The organism is Pseudoalteromonas sp. P1-16-1b, from assembly GCF_001401785.1.
GTDB classification, from domain to species: domain Bacteria; phylum Pseudomonadota; class Gammaproteobacteria; order Enterobacterales; family Alteromonadaceae; genus Pseudoalteromonas; species Pseudoalteromonas undina.
Window position 1 is genome coordinate 1 of sequence record NZ_LKGQ01000026.1, and the last position, 16757, is coordinate 16757.

Genomic DNA, 16757 nt, shown 5'->3' on the forward strand with positions numbered 1-16757 from the left:
GCAGCGCCTATGTGGTGTGGTTATTCCCCATAAATAGGCGATAACGCAGCATCAATGCCAAACAGGCGCTGCCCGAAGGGTTCTGCCTAAGGGCGATTTACTCTTTGTTGCTCGGTTTTTACTTAGCCCACTAGGTTACAAACCTCGCGCCGCGATTAAATAGCCCCTAGTTTGAACGAATCTTAATCCGTAAAGGTCAACAGACCCTAGTTTAATCAGCTGTTATTTAACTAAACGCCACCTCCATGAAGTGGTGTTTAGGATAGATATAGCGTCATGAAAGGCCTTTAATTTAAACTTTAAACAATCGTACTTATTTTATTTCTGCCTTCCGTTTTAGCCCGGTATAAAGCCGTGTCTGCGGCATATAACAGCGCCTCGTAGGTGCGGTACTGGTTATTATTTTCACAGGCAATTCCTTGGCTTACCGTAATTTTAACCTCTGGCGGCAGACCTAAGTCGGTAAAGCTCATTTGTGCAATTTGTTGTTGTATATGGTTGGCCACAACGGTGGCGGTTTTTATGTCGCAACGGGGTAAAATAATGGCAAACTCTTCACCGCCATACCTAGCAGCTAAACACTCTCTAGATGGAATGCACTGCAATAGCATTTTTGCTATTTTCTGTAAGCATTTATCGCCTTTAATATGCCCGTAGGTATCGTTGAATTTTTTAAAGTGGTCAACATCAATTAATATACTGGTTAAAGGTTGTTGGCTTTGAATACTCTCTTGCCAGTATTTTTTTAACGACTCATCTAAAGCTAAACGGTTAGCAAGCCCAGTTAAATGATCGGTTGAGGCCTGTATTTTTAAACGGTTATACATGGCTTTATGAGTACTAAGATCGTGAAGTATACACACGTACAACTTTTGCGCCGATGTGATACTTTTTGGCATGCTTGATATTGATAAGTCAGCTTCAATCACATCGCCATTGGCTTTGTTTATAGCAACTTCATTTGGGCCAATGCTAAGAGGGGTGTCCTTAATACCAATCCAATTTAATAAGGTCTGTTTATATTTATCAAGGTCTGAACCGTGTAAAAAAGACAGTAAATTTTCGCCTATCAGCGACTGTTGAGAGTAACCAAGTAATTGAGCAGCTTTTGGGTTGGCAAATTCAAAACCACCCTGTTCATTCAGTACAAAAATACCTTCGGCGGTGCCATTAAATAATTCAATTAATGCATCAAATTGAGTATGCAAAAAAGTGGATGATAAAGCGCTATCGAAGGGCAATGCTTTATCGTTATCAGTTGTTGCAGTCTCTTTATTGTTAATTTGTTTCGACACGTTTTAGCCTTAGCGTGGTACAGACGTTTTTGATGTCTACAAATTTACTTAAAAAAGTGCAATTAAACCTTTCGGTAATCTTCTGATTTTAACTGTTTGATATTTAATGACAAAAAACCATGCTTGCACAGGTTTTAAGTAACCTGTGCAAGGTGAAAATCAATAATTAATCGTTGCTGAGTAATTTTTTTTCATTTATAACTTGTGGATCGGCACTTTCATAGGCTTTGCCATTGCACTCAACATTAAATACTAAACAGGCAGTGCCAGGGTTTTCATCGGTGTCGATAATGGTAATTGTGCGGCCGTTATCGCTCACTTTAAAGCTGAAGTCTTGGGCGCAAGGTGTTTCTTTATCGACATCAGTAATAGTTGCGCCAGTAAATAAAAAGCCTTTAGCAAGCGTGGCTTGATCTAAACTATAAATGCCCGCGGTTTCGGTTCTTACAACTCCGCCGCCTGTAGCCTTTTTGTCATTCATAGAGTATGTAAAGTTAGCTTTGTCGTCACTGTCTAGTACAATGTTAACTGTAAAGTGAATTTGTTCTTGAGTGTTATTCATATTATTTCCTTTTTTATTCATAGTCATAATGTAAAATTAGTAATGCCTAGTTTTACTAGGCTTGCTTTTATCTTGGGTATTTCGTTTGCTCGGTTTAAGCAAGTGTATGTTTGCACTTGAGGGTACTTTACGTGAATGCTTTGGTTTATTTTTACTGTTTGAATAATGGCGTTAAAGGCATTTAAGCAAAATTGCTCTCGTTGTTCGCTGGTTGTTGCTAATTTAGCTTTGAGTAGGTTTATATTTATAGGGGCTAAGTTATCTTTATTTTTCATTTTATTAGTTATGTATCTTTTATATTCGACATCACTCTCGAGGATCGTTAATAACTCTTGTGCTTTAAGTGAGAGGTTTCTGTCAATGAAATAGTGAATCAAACTAATTTGTATATTGATAGGTCTGATATTATTAAAGCTTTGTGACTTTAAGAACGTAATAGTTTCTTCTACCCTTGGATCAATATTTCTGTCATTAGACAGTATCAATAAGTACACTAAAGAGTGGTAATACATAAGCTGGAACTTATTGTCTTTGGGGTCTTGTTCTAAAGCTTTGCTTATAATTTTGTTAGCAAGAAGTGCTTTTTGATAGGCTATTCGTTTATCGGTTAAATAACTCAGTAAGAAACTTTGTTGCATGTGTATATTTGCATTCATGTAAAGAAGACTTGCGTCATTGGGGTGGTTAGAAGCCATTTTTTTGACTACAGTTACCGCCTTTTCTAACATATCTATTGCGAGATTAAAGTTACCTAAGTTACCTTCAGTTTTTGCAAGCCAACTAAGGGTATCGGCCTTATCGCGTAATAAGTTTTTGTTGCTGGGTTTAAGCTCAAGGGCTTTGTTTTTAAGAGCCAGCGATTTTGTAAAGCGTTCTTTCGCGGCTGTGTAGTCAAATTTCTCTGTGTATAAAGACCCCAGCGAATTATGCGAATACGATAGCTCCATAATCGAGTTAAAATCATTCGGTGCTAATGAATACATTTTCTCGCTGTAGGCATGATATTTTTTAAATAATGGCTCAGTAGCAGCGTAATTACTTTTATCATAATGAAGCTGACCGAGCCAAAAGGCATTAGCACCGGCGAGTGTGAGAAGCTCTAAGTTGTTTGGCTGAATTTTTAATAATGCCTCAAGGCGAATGCGGGCGTTTTCAAAGGCAGTGAAGGCCTCAATGGTTTTACCGCGGGAATAGGCCACTTCTCCCATGGCTTCCAGAGTTTGCGCGTACTGAAAGCGACTTTTAAATTCTCCTTGTTGACTGCTAAAGTTAAATAGCGAGCTTGGTTCATCAACTTGATTAGTAAAATACTCAAGTGCTTTATTACTAATGCCATCAAGTAAGTCCATACGCTTAACGCTGCGTAATTTGTCGGCAAAATCACCTACCATAAATCCTAGTAAGCTTTCGGCCTCTTGGCGTTTTTGCTGTGCAAGTTGCTGCGCTTGAAAGCTGGTAACACTCATAAATAGGGCAACACAGGTAAGTAAACAAAGCAGAGCGACGGTGCCGCGTTTTATGGTTGTTTTTGTTTTACTGTGTTTAAGAGAGCTGGTTATAAGCGCGCGTTCGTCATCGTCTAGTTTGAATATATTGTCGTTTAATAAGGTAACGGCTTCTTGCAGTGGTTTACCCGATGCTAACAGGTAGGCGCTACTTTTGTGCTCATTAAGCCATTGTTGCGTGTGGTGGTGTAAGCGGCTTTTTATAGCAAGGGCATCTTTATGGTCATTAATCCACTGTTTGGCACGTGGCCATTGGCGTAATAATGCCTCGTGAGCAAGGCTAAAGTAAGCTTCTTGGTTTTGTAAATGCGATACAAATAAGCGGCTATCGACCATGGCTTGAACCAACTCTTTTTGGCTGGTGTTGGTTAAGGCTTGCAAGCGGGCTGCGCGGCTAGTAATGGTTTTACCATCTGGGTTTAGTGTTACTAATTGCGATAACACGCTTTTCAGTTGCTGTTGTTGCGCTTTAGAAAGCCCTATAAATACCTCTTCGGCTTTTTTACCAATGGCACCCTCAAGACCGCCGAGTTTTTCATACACACTGTGCAATAACTCATTATTATCACTGCGCTGTAAATACAGCTCTTGCAGTGTGTATTGTAGCATAGGCAGTGCATCTGGATTATTGGCGGTATCAGCGCAAAGTATTTCATCCAGCGGGGTTTTAGTGTGTGGGTCTTGTGAAAACGTTAAATTAGCGGTTAACGCTGGCAAGCGAATAATTTGTTGTAGCTCATGGCGATTTGGCGGAGTTAAATCGTAATGCGCGCCATGAGCTTTGCCCACCATAAGGCTTGGTTGCTCAACCACTAAAGGGTAAAAATCGTTACGACAGGCACTAAATACAATCACCGCTTTAGAGGTCGCTAAACGCTCAATAACAGATAAAAAATGACTTCGGGTGTCGTTACTAAATAGCGGTGAGGAAAGTAGCACCTCTAAGCGGTCTATAAACAAAAACAATTGCGGCGTTTTTGCTGCTGTTTGGGTATTTGCAATTGTATTTTTTAAGCCGCTAATTACATTATCTATGTCATGTTCTAGTTGCTGTGCCAGCGTTTGTGCGCTTAGCCCTGTAAATACTGGAATGTCGTTAATATCCCAATCGAGCATGGCCGAGGCGAGATCTAAATACAGCCTATTTTGAGCTACATCTGCAAAGTCGAGTTGGGTGTACGACATTACTCTAATGCCGTTATAGCCTCGCTCGTCGAGTAGTTTTGGCAATATACCCGCATTAACTAATGATGATTTACCCGTGCCACTAGGGCCAAGGATTAAACAAAATGCGCGCTGTAATGTTACTTGGTTTGATACGCTCTCTAATAACGTGCTGATGGCCTTATTACGACCAAAAAATAAGTGGGTATCGGTTGGGTTATATGCACTCAAACCTAAAAAAGGGGAGCCGCCTTGCCATGTGTTAACTTGGTTGGGGAGATCATCAGCTAATGGAAACTCAACCGATGCAATAACCCTATAACCACGTTTACGTATGGTTTCTATGTATTGCGGGGCGCTTGCCTTATCACCCAGAGCTTTTCGAAGTTGAGTGATAGTTTTATGCAGAGGGTTATCGCCGGTTTCTGTGTTTGCCCAGCAGTGAGTTAATAACGCTTCGCTACTCACTATCTCTGCTTGATTTTGACACAAGTATACCAGTACATCCATGGCTTTAGGTTCTAGCTGTTTTTGTTCCTCAGCGCGTTGAATAGCGTTACTGGCAGGGGTTATTTGCCATTCACCTAAATAAAAGGGAGGTTGATGCATAATAGGCTCATTTTTATAGTTATAAGTGCACTTAGTTTTTGCTTTAGTTATATTTAGTAGTACTAGTTATTTTTATTAAGTGTAACAATGCGCTGTGGAAACGGAATTTCTATATTGGCATCGTTAATTGCTTTATATACGCCGCCATTAATAGCGAGCTTAGTTTCAATAATTTTAGTGGTAGGAACCCAGTATCGATAGCTAATAGTAACGCCGCTATCAGCAAAGCGCTCTATGCCAATTTGTGCATTGGGTTGTTTAGCAACCAGTTCGTGATTAGCTAATACGTTTTCGATAAGGTTGATCGCAGTATCACTAGAGGCGCTGTAGGCTATGTCTATTTCACCTTTTACTAAAGAGTAGTTAAATGAGTTATGTAGGATTTCGCCAACGATATGCTTATTGGGAATGGTTATTTCTACTTTTTCTTCATTAATTAACACGGTGTGGCCCAGTTCAATTACTTTTACTTGACCACTAACCCCTTTTACTTCTATGGTATCGCCTACCACAAATGGCCGCGTGGCAATAATAGCAAGCCCGGCGCCATAATTAGAAAGCATGCCTTGTAATGCTAAGCCAGCACCTAAAGAAGCGGCACCTATTGCAGCAACAAACGGGGTAACACTAATGCCAATTTTACCAAGTGCAATTATGATCACCATAATGATCAGCAGTACTTTAACTACATTACTAACAAAGTTAGTTAAGGTGATATCAACGTTATGTCGAGTCATCAAATTGGCAACTACTTCGGCAAGCTTTTTCGCCACCCAAAGACCAACCAGTAGAATAAAAATAGCACCGACTATTTGCATACTATAGGTGACTAAATACTCGGTAAGTAGGGCGTAGTACTTTTCAAATTGCTGAATTTCGGAACTGATCATGGTGAGCTCTAGTTTTAGTTATATTGGTATCAACTTACTATAACAAAGTGCTCACTAAAATTGGATATAATAGTGGTACTATCACAGCAGTTAATAGCGCACTCAATGCCATAGCCACCGATGAAAACGCCCCTATTTTTGGATGTTCGGCAATTGCAGCCGCTGTACCTATAGCGTGACAGGCCGTTCCCATTGCAATGCCTTGTGCCTCAAAGTTAAATATTTTAATTAATTTTAGTAACAAAAAGCCAAACAAAGCCCCAAGCAAACCAATAAAAATAACCATAGCAGCGGCTAGCGAGCTGATCCCGCCAAGTGAGTCGGTGACAAGTAATGCAATAGGTGTAGTAACGCTAAGTGCCGCAACTGAAGCGCTGAGCTGCGATGGGACAGCAAATAAAACACTTAATACAAAAGCCACCAGTGTGGCGTTAATAATGCCAATACTGCAGGTGACTAAAATGAGTAAAAAGTTTTTTCGAATATGCATAAACTGCTGATACAAGGGGAGGGCTAACGCGACTATGGCCGGCTCTAATAACCACGTTAACAACCGACTATGCGATGCAAATTGTGAATAAGGTAATTTAAGGTTAACGAGTAATAAGGCAATAATGCCGATACTTAAAAATACGGGGTTCGTGAGGGATTTTAAAATGCTGTGACTTACTCTCACATTGAGCATTTTTAGTCCAAAAAAAAGAGTCATTATAAAAGGGATGGTCAACCACCAAAGGCTTGGCGTTATTGCACTGATTTGCTCATTCATTGTTTTCAGTGCCCTTAAAGTGGCCAACCACACTGGCTACTAAAATTAAGCTACTCAAGGGCACTATAATCATCACAGTGGTTAAAAATGGCCAATGTGTTTTTATAAGTCCCAAGTGTTCAATAAAACCAACGCCTGCAGGAATAAAGAAAATAGGCATTACATTTAAAATAGGCGAGGCGCATGGAGTAAGTTGCTGCTCTTTAACAATGCCTGATAAAAGTAGTACCAGTAAAATAACCATTGCTAATAGTGGCGCAGGAAAACTGGCATCAATAAAGTGCATAATAAGTTTGCCCGCTGCCAAGCAAAGCAAAATGATAGCGCTACTTAAAAAGTATTTCATGACGACGACTCAATACAATAGAGGATTATCACTTTAACAAATAACGCTGTTTTGTGCATTGTGCCTTAGTATTACCATCAATGTTACCAGTGCTTGGCGTTTGAAAACTCAATACCAGTTTTACCTTTTGCTTTAGCAATGGCTTTTTTAGTATTGGGGTTGCTTAATAAGCGAATTTGGCTCCATGTTTCTTTAGCGAGTATTTTTCGAGCTTGGGCTTTATAGCTTTGTTGAGTTACTCGTTTTATTGCCGCCAATGTGTCAGGTGAACGCGCTTGTAATGTTTCAAGCATTTCTTTAGTTGCTTTATCGGTATCTTCGGTTGTTTTTGTTACTAAACCGAGTTCAAAAGCGTCTTGTGCGTTTATTGGTTCGGCATGGCTTGCTAGCCAAAGTGCTTGGTCGCGTTTTACTAAGCCTGAAAGCATAACATTAGCGCCCATGTCTGGGCATAACCCCCAGCGCGCTTCCATAATGGCGAGTTTGGCGTCGTGGTGAACAATTCGGTAATCGGCACCCAGTGCTATTTGCAACCCTCCACCAAGACAGTTTCCGTTTATTTTAGCAATTACAGGCACACTCAATGACTGCCAGCCCAGTACGACCTTTTGCGCTAGGTTTTGATTACCAGGAAGCCATTTGAATAGGAGCTTTATGATATTGAATGGTGAAGCCATAACCGCGTTAATATCGAGTCCCGCACAAAAGTGTTCGCCCTCACCGGTTAATACAACCGCACGAATACTGGCATCTTTTTTTATATTTTTAATCACCTTGTTAAGCTCAACAAACATAGCAAAGCTTAAGGCATTTTGTTTTTCTACACGATTTAATGTAACAGTGGCAATACCCTGTTTTTTTTCTAATTTTATCATTATGCACTCCTCTGACCTGTTGTTTGAGCTTATGTTTTTATTGATGTTAAGTAAAGTGGATGAAGATGAATAAAAACAAAGTGAATTTTTTAATGTAAGTTGGGTCTATTCCCTTTAAAGGAAAATTTAATTTAAAAGGTCAGCAGACCTTAATACAAACCCATCCAACAATATCTATAAGTATTAGGTAAAAGTAAAAAAGCCAGTATTTAACGTGTTTTTTTTATCAAAACCCTAGCAACTTTTGATATTATGATTGCCACTTAAAAGCTCAGAGGTTAACCATTCATGTCAGGTCCACGTTTATTTACGGTAGAAGAAGCAACTCATCAAGCTTATGATATTTTTTTAGAGCTGGCTCCCAATAATTTAAGCGACAAAGATATTGAAGAATTTAACCTACACCGTGAAGAACTAGGCTTTATTGAAGAAGATGAGCCCGATGAACAGTGGCAAGACTTTGTTGCCCTAGAAATTGAACCTGAGCATTTTATTCAAGTATTAGTTGGCCTTGAGTTTGATAACGAAGACGTATTATTTGCGAAAATTTTAATTAGCCGTGATAAAGACGCGCCTTTTTGTCATATTTTGTGGAAAGAAAGTGAATAACCATTTCTCTGCTTTTTTGTTATTGCCATTTGTAAGAGAACGTATTTTGCGAAACTCCTTTGTACTACTGCTTTTATTATTTAGCTGCTTTAGCTGGGCAGTTGATCCCTTTGAAGATTTTCATGAGTATGGGGAGCTCTCTGATGAAGAAATTCATGAGCTACACAAAGGCGAAGTATTGTATGGTGATACCGAATTTGGTTTTATTTTAAGTAAAGGTAACACTAATTCAACCAGTTTTAAGCTTAAAGGGAACCTTTATCAAGATTTTGAAAACTGGCGAAATCAATTCAAAATAGACTCTTTGTACAAACGTGACGAAAACGAAGAAACGGGTGAGTCGGATGTGACTGCTAATCGCGTGTTTTTCTCTGCACAGGGTAACTATAAAATAGGCGTTAAAAACTCGTCTTTCTTTATTTACGGGGATTATGAGGAAGATCAATTTAGCGGCCTTGATTTTAAAAGTACGGTAGCAACCGGTTATGGCGCACGTGTTTATCAAGGGGTTAAAAATAAGGTAGATATAGATATTGGCCCAGGTCTATACCGCTCAGTTGCTGATGATGAGTCTACAGCGCTTGAAGACGACAAAGACAAAATGGGTTATTTACTTCGTATTGCAATGCAGTGGGAGAGGTTGGTATCTAAGCGTACCCGATTTAATCAAGATATCAGTATAGAACAATCTTTGTCTGGGCTTAACTCACGGTTAAAGTCAGAAACGGCATTAATTAGCCAAGTGGTTGGCGCGGTATCGCTAAAGTTTGCTTATATGTATCGTTATAATTCTAAGCCTGAGGAAGATAAGCTTAAATACGATTCAGAGCTCAGTGCAACCTTAGTGTACAGTTTTTAATTTTTTAACTTTTTAATAGAGAGTGTTATGTATCAGCATAAGCAGTATGCGGTATTTATATTTGTAGTATTAGCGTGGATCAGTGGTTTTGTTGCGCTTGCATGGAATTTAATTGGTGCCGATGCCCCGTTAATCGTATTTGCCGGTATTTTAGTGCTGGTGGGCTTTTTGTTCCACGGTTTAACCATTAAAGTTGACGAAACTCATGTTAGCTGGGCATTTGGCCCTGGTGTTGCAGGCCAAAAATTAGCATTAGAAGACATAGTGGATGTAAAAGCAGTACAAAATTCATACCGCCATGGTATTGGTATTCGCATTACACACGATGGGTGGATTTATTCGGTATCAGGCTTTAGTGCGGTGCAATTAACGCTTAAAGATGGCACTCAGTATCGCTTAGGCACGAATGATCAAGCTGGATTAGTTGCTGCGCTTGAAGATAAAATAACCCCAGTTGAAATGCCAGCAGCAGAGCCTCAAGCCAAATTACGAACACAGAATAATATGCTATAAAAAAGCGCCTTAGGCGCTTTTTTTATAAACGTGTTGTAATTTTATTTAGCGGGTTTTAGTGCTCGTGGCCACAGCCGCCTTCACCATGTACGTGGCCATGCTCAAGCTCTTCGGCTGTTGCATCGCGTACTTCTAAAATTTCTACATCAAAGTTAAGTGTAATACCGGCAAGTGGATTATTACCATCAACAATCACTTCTTCGTCTTGAATGTCGATGATCATTACTGATTGGTCACCGTCATCTGTGGTTGCACGAAATTGCATGCCCACTTCAATTTCCATACCTTCAAACATTGATTTAGGTACAGCTTGCATTAAGTGATCATGACGCTCACCGTAACCTTCTTCAGGCTCCACTTTTACGCTTAGTGTATCGCCAGCTTGCTTGCCTTGCAGCGCGTTTTCAAGCCCTGAGATCAGGTAGCCTGTACCAACGATAAAAATTAATGGCTCACCGCCAAATGAGTTATCAATGGTATTGCCGTCATTATCTAAAACAGAGTAATGCATTTTTACCACTTTATTTGCTGCAACGATCATAGTCATTCCTATTATTCATCTTCAAGAGAGTAAGGTAGAGGCAGAATGTTTAGCTCTACCGAAGGGGTGTGTTTTGCACGAAGAGTCTGATCGATATCAGTATCGTTTGGCAACACGACCAAACCAGTTAAAGTCTGTGTTTGTTCATTATAGCTTTGCGCAATAAGTTTACCTGCGCGGCGCCAGTTTTCACCTAATTGAGTTTCAATGTCGGATGCTTCGAGTAACCCTTCACTTTGCCCTGAAACGATATACATAGCACGTTTGTTTTTGCCTAGGTACTTCATACGTGCAACGGTTTCTTGGCCTGTGTAGCAACCCTTTTTAAAGCTAATGCCGTTAATGGCTTGCAGATTAACCATTTGCGGTACGTATTCATCAATCGCATCGACACTTAATTGCGGTTCACCAGCGAGTATAGACGCTTGTTGCCATAGGGCATCGTTGTCGAGGGTCGACACGTCGTCAGGTAGGCAAAATTGGCTATCAACCATCAATAAAACGCGGTTTGATGCAAGTTTAAGGGCTTTACCGTGAGCGAAGTCACAAGCCGTTGCGTCATCGCTGAAGTGAATATCGAGTTGTACGAGTATGTCTGTTAAGTTATCGCCAAGTAGACCAATTAATCGCTCTGATGCTTTATTAATTTCAACTTTTGCAAATACAGCGTATTTTTTTAATTCAGCTAGTGAACGTTCGACTTCTGCACTTGAACCAGCTAAAAAGTAACTTTGTTGATAAGAAAATAGCTTAAATACACCCCATAACTTACCTTTTGCACTGCAGTGACCTGCCCACAAAAAGTTATCGTTGTTAAGTTTATTTAGATCTTGAGTGATTTGTCCGTGGAGGTACGATAATTTATCTGCGCCTGAGAGGCTAATAACCTGATGTGATAAAGGACATGCATAAACCTGAGACATAAACACCTTCTTTGCAATAACAAATGAGGTCACATAATAACGTAGTTAAAGCGTATGGTACAGCGACTAACAGACGATGTTTTTATAACTTAGTGCTGTTAAATTAACGCGTATTTGGTAAACTCGAGTTAATTAAATATGAGGTTTAAAATGGTTGAAATACATAGTAAAGCACGTATCCGTTGGGCTTGTCGCCGTGGCATGTTAGAGCTAGATGTTTTGTTTATGCCGTTTGTTGAAGAAGCTTATGATTCGTTAGATGCTAAACAGCAAGCGATTTTTCAGCGTCTATTAACGCAAGAAGACCCAGATTTATTCGCTTGGTTTATGGGCCATGAAGAATGTAAAGACGCAGAGCTAAACAGCATGGTTCAGCTAATTTTAGACCGAGTTCGTGTATAGATTTACCGTTACAGATAATAAAACAGACCACAAACCGATTGTGGTCTTTTTTTGTGTGCTGACTCTAGTGTTGTGCTTATTTATGAACTCGGTGGTGGCAACTCTTTTTTGTATTGCACTTAATACACTTGCTGGCATTATTGTTTGGCGAAAAATCGTGGCTGCTCAACCACAGCAAGGCATTATACTCTTAGAGCCGAATCAATTTCGTTTTGAAGGATCTGGCAGGCAAATTCAAGGGGTAATTAGTAAGCAAAGCCGGTTACTTGGTCAGAGTGTGTGGCTGTATATTAATGGCTTTAGTAAAAACTATTGGCTGATTATCTCAGCCAATAGTGTTGATGAGCAAAGCTATGCGCGCTTAAAACGGGCAACGCTTGAAGCAATTAATTACGTAGCGGAGTCAAAATAGTGGGCGTTGGGTTCTCATTTTGCTCTGGATAATCAATAGTAAAGTGTAGTCCACGACTTTCTTTACGTTCCATAGCGCTTCTAATTATAAGCTCGGCAACTTGCACCAAATTACGTAACTCAAGTAAGTTATTACTCACTCTAAAGTTTGCGTAATAATCGTGTATTTCCTGTTGTAGCAGTTCAACACGATGCAGCGCACGTTCAAGGCGTTTTGTTGAGCGTACAATCCCCACATAATCCCACATAAATAATCGTAGCTCATGCCAGTTATGGGTGATCACGATTTCTTCATCTGAATTAGATACACGGCTTTCATCCCAACTAGGTAAATCTACCAGCGCGGGTGCGGTCTCTATTTTACTTAAAATGTCTTTTGCTGCTGCATGGGCAAATACAATGCACTCTAATAATGAGTTACTTGCCATGCGGTTAGCGCCATGTAAGCCGGTATAAGCCACTTCACCCACAGCGTATAAATTTGCTAAATCCGTTTTACCGTTAAAGTCGGTCATTACGCCACCACAGGTGTAATGTGCCGCAGGAACGACAGGGATTGCTTCTTTGGTAATATCAAGCCCTACGCTCAAGCATTTAGCGTAAATAGTAGGGAAGTGTTCAATAATAAAATCTTTGTCTTTATGGCTAATATCTAAATATAAGCAATTTGCGCCAAGGCGTTTCATTTCAAAGTCGATAGCGCGCGCTACAATATCGCGAGGAGCGAGTTCTTCTCGTTCATCAAACTCTTTCATAAAGCGAGTGCCATCTGGGCGTTTTAAATAGGCCCCTTCACCACGCATTGCTTCAGTAATTAAAAAGTTTTGTAATTCTGGGTGGTAAAGACTGGTTGGATGAAATTGATTAAATTCCATGTTAGCAACGCGACACCCTGCACGCCAAGCCATTGCTATGCCATCACCGCTAGAAACATCAGGGTTAGAGGTGTAAAGGTACACTTTACTTGCGCCACCGGTTGCTAAGGCAACAAATTTTGCGCCAATGGTTTCTACTTTTTTGGCTTTTTTATTCCACACATGCATACCGTGAACATGTGACCCCGTTTTACCAATATTTTTATCAGTAATTAAATCAATCGCATTATAATGCTCTAACAAGGTGATATTACTGTGCGCTTGAACTTGGCTAATCAGCGTTGTTTGCACTGCTTTGCCAGTAGCATCGGCAGCATGCAAAATGCGTCGATGGCTATGACCCCCTTCACGGGTTAAATGAAAGCGCTCTTTACCTTTACTATCAAATTCCATATCAAAAGGCACGCCTTGGTCAATCAACCATTGTAGGCAGTCATGCGCATTACTGGCAGTGTAATGAACAGCTTCTCTGTCACACAAACCGCCACCGGCATCTAAGGTATCTTCAACGTGAGATTCTATACTGTCATTTTTTTTATCAAAAACAGCGGCAATTCCGCCTTGGGCATAAAGAGTAGAACCTTCGGTTAATTCACCTTTACTGATCACGGTAACGTTACAGTAATTAGCCAAAGATAAAGCAAGTGATAAGCCTGCTGCGCCGCTACCAATAATAGCGACATCGGTAATGTGATGTTTATTTTGGTTCATCTGTGAGGTACTTTGCGGTTACAATGCTCAGATAGAGCAATATTTATTTTTAATACTTACAGTTGTACCATATTTGTTGAACTACTACTAAGTGGTTTTAGCGTATAAACGCGTAATTTGTAGCTATTTTATAAAAAAACAATATGAGTCAGAACTTTTTATTCATCTAAGGGTCAGAGTAGGTGTGAACAATGGCGACACTATGAATAATAAGCAAGAATCAATCAGAGGAGTACCGGCTCGAATGAGCGAGCAGGAATTAGATTTAGCGTTAGTGAAAAGGGTCCAGCAGGGAGATAAAAACGCCTTTAACCTATTAGTTAAGAAGTATCAGAACAAAATAGCCGGTTTGATCTCACGTTATGTATCAAATCAAGGTGACATTGCTGATGTAGCACAAGAAGCGTTTATTAAAGCGTATCGTGCCCTTCCAAACTTTCGTGGTGATAGTGCTTTTTATACTTGGCTTTACCGTATCGCCGTTAATTGTGCTAAAAATTATTTAGTGGCTCAAGGGCGTAAACCGCCAGCAAATGATATAGATGCTGACGATGCCGAGTTTTATGAAGGTGCAGATTCAATGCGTTCTAACGCGTCACCTGAAAATTTACTATTAAGCGAAGAAGTCCGCGCTGTTATTTTTAATACGATTGATAGTTTGCCTGAAGATCTTAAAACCGCGATTACTCTTAGAGAAATTGAGGGTATGAGCTATGAAGAAATAGCCGTGGTTATGGATTGCCCAGTCGGGACGGTACGTTCGCGTATTTTTCGTGCCCGTGAAGCAATTGATAATAAATTAAACCCATTAATAGGCGAGTCTTAGTATGACAAAAGCACACGTTAACCGCTTAGATGACGAATCGTTATCAGCATTACTTGACGGTGAACAAACATTAAATGATGCAACTATTGCATCGGATGATGTTGCTACGTTTGGCCGTTACGCGTTAATCGGTGATGCAATGCGAGCTAAAGAAAATAACAATAATATGGATTTTGATATTAGTGATCGCATTTCGTTAGCACTTGAGAGTGAGCCGGTTTATGCAGACTTTAGCCAGTCTGATAAGTTGGCAACCCCTTCAAATACCGAAACAGAAAATAAAGTAGTGGCGTTTAATTGGCGTAAACCAGTTGCTCAATTAGCGATTGCAGCGAGCGTAGCAATGTTTACTATTGTTGGTGTGAATACCTTACCGCAAGGTGAAGATGCTGTGCAAAACGAAATTCCATTATTGCAAACCACGCCGTTAACCGGCATGGCGTCGCCAGTAAGCTACTCATCGGCACCTGCACTTGATAACGCAGAGCAAGGTTTGCGAGAGCTTCAGCAGCAACGCATTGGCGCATTAGTACTTGAACATCAGCGTCAAGCGCGTGTAGCTCATTCGTTAAAAACAGCTAAAACAGATGAAACATCCCCAGAGGAAAAAAACTAATTAGATGAAAGTAATTACTTTTATTATGTCATTGGTGCTGAGTTTTAATACTTTTGCCAATGACACAAACCCTGCTAAAGATTTACTGCTTGAAATGGCCAGTGCAGTTCACACTCGTAATTTCGACGCCTCTTTTGTTGTTGTTAAGGGTAAAAGTATGGAGCCCTACCGTTGGGTGCATGCTAAACAAGGTGATATAGAGCTTGAACATTTAAGTTTGCTTAATGGTGCAGGCCTTGAAATGATCCGCATCGACGATCAAGTTACCTACTTTGAACCACAATCAGAACCTTACTCGTTAACAACCGATTCAATTGCAGGGCCTATCCCAGAAGTCTTATTTAAAGATATTAACCGCTTAAGTGCGCATTATGATTTTGTGCTTGGTGGTAAAGGTCGTATTGCGGGGCGTCCTGCTCAGCTGGTTCGAATTGAATCTAAAAACGATGACAAATATAACTATTGGATTTGGATTGATACTGAGTCGTCTTTATTGTTGAAAGCCGCCTATGTGAATCACCAAGGCGAAGCGCTTGAGCAATTACAACTTACCCACATTAGCGTAACTGAGCAACCGGCAAGCTTATTATTAGAAGTACTTAATCGTAATTTTCCAACACCATTACCCGCTAATTCAATTGATGAACAAAGCAAAGCGAATGCTATGAATTGGACTATTGGATGGCTACCTGAAGGGTTTGAATTACTTAAGTCCGATAGACATAAGCTCGACTTAAACAATGAATTAACAGATTACTATTTATTCTCTGATGGATTTGTTGAGGTATCAGTATTTGTGCAACGGCCACTACCAGGTAAGCGCTTAAGCGGAGCTCTCACCTCAGGAGCAACCACTATTTATGTGCACAACGGCGGAAATTTTGATGTGTCTGTGGTGGGGAACATTCCAACCATGAGCGCTAAAGCGATTGCTGAGTCTGTTTCACGGGCATTATAGATGATAGAACAAACGTTAACCGTCGTGGCCCTTAGTGGCCACGTTGCGCATTTAGAAGCCCAACAAAAGCAGGCCTGCGAAGGCTGTAATGGTCGTTGTGGCTCTCAAGTGTTTAGTAAGTTATTTGGTACAGCAAAGAAAACCTTACCCTATAAATTCGAAACGCAATTAGAAGTTGGACAAAAAGTGACTATGTCACTGGATGACAGCCATGTTGTAAAACATGCCTTTGCCGTTTACATGCTGCCCTTATTTTTGAGTTTAATCTTCGCCTTAATAACCAGTGAATTAATACTATTGGCTGAAGGTTGGCAAATTTTAGCAGCGATATTGGGTGGCATCACCGGCTTCTTAATTGCTAAAACATGGGTAAAATCACTTAGGCATGAGATTAAAGTGATAAAAATTCATCCAATTAGTCTTCCTTTAACTCAAATAGATGGTGATTGACGCCAATTAAATGTAAAATTGCGTTTTTATGCCACAGTAACTTGAAAA

At 40.1% G+C, this 16757-nt stretch carries 19 protein-coding genes; 9 read left to right on the forward strand and 10 right to left on the reverse strand.

Annotation, left to right across the window (positions count from 1 at the left end):
* Positions 1 to 299: 299 nt before the first annotated feature.
* From AN392_RS15575 to AN392_RS15605, 7 genes are all read right to left on the reverse strand, one after another.
* Positions 300 to 1295: a GGDEF domain-containing protein gene (locus tag AN392_RS15575; protein ID WP_054201775.1), complete on the reverse strand. Its 996-nt coding sequence runs from the start codon at positions 1293 to 1295 to the stop codon at positions 300 to 302.
* 166 nt (positions 1296 to 1461) lie between these two features.
* Positions 1462 to 1857, reverse strand: coding sequence for a DP-EP family protein (locus AN392_RS15580; protein ID WP_055013212.1), 396 nt, complete (start codon positions 1855 to 1857; stop codon positions 1462 to 1464).
* A gap of 23 nt (positions 1858 to 1880) precedes the next feature.
* Entirely contained in the window at positions 1881 to 5135 is a 3255-nt protein-coding gene (locus AN392_RS15585) for a winged helix-turn-helix domain-containing protein (RefSeq protein ID WP_055013213.1), read from the reverse strand.
* A 62-nt stretch (positions 5136 to 5197) separates the two neighbouring features.
* The gene (locus tag AN392_RS15590) at positions 5198 to 6025 is read right to left on the reverse strand and encodes a mechanosensitive ion channel family protein (RefSeq protein WP_055013214.1); all 828 of its coding nucleotides are present in this window, start codon (positions 6023 to 6025) and stop codon (positions 5198 to 5200) included.
* Between the two features lie 37 nt (positions 6026 to 6062).
* Complete coding sequence (locus tag AN392_RS15595) at positions 6063 to 6794, reverse strand: LrgB family protein (RefSeq protein ID WP_055013215.1); 732 nt, start codon at positions 6792 to 6794, stop codon at positions 6063 to 6065.
* A complete protein-coding gene (locus tag AN392_RS15600; protein ID WP_054201771.1) occupies positions 6787 to 7140 on the reverse strand; it encodes a CidA/LrgA family protein in 354 nt (117 codons plus the stop codon). The genes AN392_RS15595 and AN392_RS15600 overlap by 8 nt, the downstream gene beginning before the upstream one ends.
* A gap of 83 nt (positions 7141 to 7223) precedes the next feature.
* A complete protein-coding gene (locus AN392_RS15605; protein WP_055013216.1) occupies positions 7224 to 8015 on the reverse strand; it encodes a crotonase/enoyl-CoA hydratase family protein in 792 nt (263 codons plus the stop codon).
* A 288-nt stretch (positions 8016 to 8303) separates the two neighbouring features.
* On the opposite strand from AN392_RS15605, the gene AN392_RS15610 reads away from it, so the two are divergent.
* The 3 genes from AN392_RS15610 to AN392_RS15620 are packed head-to-tail and all read left to right on the forward strand — an operon-like array spanning position 8304 to position 9996.
* Positions 8304 to 8624, forward strand: a complete 321-nt coding sequence (locus tag AN392_RS15610) for an HI1450 family dsDNA-mimic protein (RefSeq protein WP_055013217.1) — start codon at positions 8304 to 8306, stop codon at positions 8622 to 8624.
* 46 nt (positions 8625 to 8670) lie between these two features.
* Positions 8671 to 9483 carry a DUF481 domain-containing protein gene (locus AN392_RS15615; protein ID WP_054201958.1) on the forward strand — a complete coding sequence of 271 codons (813 nt, stop codon included), beginning with the start codon at positions 8671 to 8673 and terminating at the stop codon, positions 9481 to 9483.
* Between the two features lie 27 nt (positions 9484 to 9510).
* On the forward strand, positions 9511 to 9996 hold the full coding sequence (locus AN392_RS15620; RefSeq protein WP_054201768.1) for a hypothetical protein: 486 nt from the start codon (positions 9511 to 9513) through the stop codon (positions 9994 to 9996).
* 55 nt (positions 9997 to 10051) lie between these two features.
* Here AN392_RS15620 and AN392_RS15625 read toward each other — a convergent pair whose 3' ends face one another.
* Positions 10052 to 10537, reverse strand: coding sequence for a peptidylprolyl isomerase (locus AN392_RS15625; protein WP_008111743.1), 486 nt, complete (start codon positions 10535 to 10537; stop codon positions 10052 to 10054).
* 11 nt (positions 10538 to 10548) lie between these two features.
* Positions 10549 to 11460 carry a tRNA-modifying protein YgfZ gene (ygfZ, locus tag AN392_RS15630; protein ID WP_055013218.1) on the reverse strand — a complete coding sequence of 304 codons (912 nt, stop codon included), beginning with the start codon at positions 11458 to 11460 and terminating at the stop codon, positions 10549 to 10551.
* A 150-nt stretch (positions 11461 to 11610) separates the two neighbouring features.
* Between ygfZ and AN392_RS15635 the strand changes: the two genes are divergently transcribed.
* Both AN392_RS15635 and AN392_RS15640 read left to right on the forward strand, forming a co-directional pair.
* A complete protein-coding gene (locus tag AN392_RS15635; protein WP_010387788.1) occupies positions 11611 to 11862 on the forward strand; it encodes a succinate dehydrogenase assembly factor 2 in 252 nt (83 codons plus the stop codon).
* An 82-nt stretch (positions 11863 to 11944) separates the two neighbouring features.
* Positions 11945 to 12274 carry a hypothetical protein gene (locus tag AN392_RS15640; RefSeq protein WP_010387789.1) on the forward strand — a complete coding sequence of 110 codons (330 nt, stop codon included), beginning with the start codon at positions 11945 to 11947 and terminating at the stop codon, positions 12272 to 12274.
* Here AN392_RS15640 and nadB read toward each other — a convergent pair.
* Positions 12249 to 13859 (reverse strand): L-aspartate oxidase, encoded by a 1611-nt coding sequence (gene nadB / locus AN392_RS15645; protein WP_055013219.1) that lies wholly within the window; start codon positions 13857 to 13859, stop codon positions 12249 to 12251. The two genes, AN392_RS15640 and nadB, sit on opposite strands and share 26 nt — an antisense overlap.
* 244 nt (positions 13860 to 14103) lie before the next feature.
* Here nadB and rpoE point away from each other — a divergent pair, with 244 nt between their 5' ends.
* Genes rpoE through AN392_RS15665 form a run of 4 tightly spaced genes read left to right on the forward strand, consistent with a single transcriptional unit; the run spans position 14104 to position 16709 of the window.
* Positions 14104 to 14685, forward strand: a complete 582-nt coding sequence (rpoE, locus tag AN392_RS15650; RefSeq protein ID WP_010387792.1) for an RNA polymerase sigma factor RpoE — start codon at positions 14104 to 14106, stop codon at positions 14683 to 14685.
* A gap of 1 nt (position 14686) precedes the next feature.
* Positions 14687 to 15301, forward strand: a complete 615-nt coding sequence (locus AN392_RS15655) for a sigma-E factor negative regulatory protein (RefSeq protein ID WP_055013220.1) — start codon at positions 14687 to 14689, stop codon at positions 15299 to 15301.
* Between the two features lie 4 nt (positions 15302 to 15305).
* A complete protein-coding gene (locus AN392_RS15660; RefSeq protein ID WP_010387795.1) occupies positions 15306 to 16259 on the forward strand; it encodes a MucB/RseB C-terminal domain-containing protein in 954 nt (317 codons plus the stop codon).
* Positions 16260 to 16709, forward strand: coding sequence for a SoxR reducing system RseC family protein (locus AN392_RS15665; RefSeq protein ID WP_010387796.1), 450 nt, complete (start codon positions 16260 to 16262; stop codon positions 16707 to 16709).
* Positions 16710 to 16757 lie beyond the last annotated feature (48 nt).

Bases quoted from the DNA above. Each gene is read 5' to 3' on its own strand.
- AN392_RS15580 (WP_055013212.1), bottom strand. From the start codon at position 1,857: ATGAATAACACTCAAGAACAAATTCACTTTACAGTTAACATTGTACTA.
- AN392_RS15585 (WP_055013213.1), bottom strand. From the start codon at position 5,135: ATGCATCAACCTCCCTTTTATTTAGGTGAATGGCAAATAACCCCTGCC.
- AN392_RS15590 (WP_055013214.1), bottom strand. From the start codon at position 6,025: ATGATCAGTTCCGAAATTCAGCAATTTGAAAAGTACTACGCCCTACTT.
- AN392_RS15595 (WP_055013215.1), bottom strand. From the start codon at position 6,794: ATGAATGAGCAAATCAGTGCAATAACGCCAAGCCTTTGGTGGTTGACC.
- AN392_RS15600 (WP_054201771.1), bottom strand. From the start codon at position 7,140: ATGAAATACTTTTTAAGTAGCGCTATCATTTTGCTTTGCTTGGCAGCG.
- AN392_RS15605 (WP_055013216.1), bottom strand. From the start codon at position 8,015: ATGATAAAATTAGAAAAAAAACAGGGTATTGCCACTGTTACATTAAAT.
- AN392_RS15610 (WP_055013217.1), top strand. From the start codon at position 8,304: ATGTCAGGTCCACGTTTATTTACGGTAGAAGAAGCAACTCATCAAGCT.
- AN392_RS15620 (WP_054201768.1), top strand. From the start codon at position 9,511: ATGTATCAGCATAAGCAGTATGCGGTATTTATATTTGTAGTATTAGCG.
- AN392_RS15625 (WP_008111743.1), bottom strand. From the start codon at position 10,537: ATGATCGTTGCAGCAAATAAAGTGGTAAAAATGCATTACTCTGTTTTA.
- ygfZ (WP_055013218.1), bottom strand. From the start codon at position 11,460: ATGTCTCAGGTTTATGCATGTCCTTTATCACATCAGGTTATTAGCCTC.
- AN392_RS15635 (WP_010387788.1), top strand. From the start codon at position 11,611: ATGGTTGAAATACATAGTAAAGCACGTATCCGTTGGGCTTGTCGCCGT.
- AN392_RS15640 (WP_010387789.1), top strand. From the start codon at position 11,945: ATGAACTCGGTGGTGGCAACTCTTTTTTGTATTGCACTTAATACACTT.
- nadB (WP_055013219.1), bottom strand. From the start codon at position 13,859: ATGAACCAAAATAAACATCACATTACCGATGTCGCTATTATTGGTAGC.
- rpoE (WP_010387792.1), top strand. From the start codon at position 14,104: ATGAGCGAGCAGGAATTAGATTTAGCGTTAGTGAAAAGGGTCCAGCAG.
- AN392_RS15655 (WP_055013220.1), top strand. From the start codon at position 14,687: ATGACAAAAGCACACGTTAACCGCTTAGATGACGAATCGTTATCAGCA.
- AN392_RS15660 (WP_010387795.1), top strand. From the start codon at position 15,306: ATGAAAGTAATTACTTTTATTATGTCATTGGTGCTGAGTTTTAATACT.
- AN392_RS15665 (WP_010387796.1), top strand. From the start codon at position 16,260: ATGATAGAACAAACGTTAACCGTCGTGGCCCTTAGTGGCCACGTTGCG.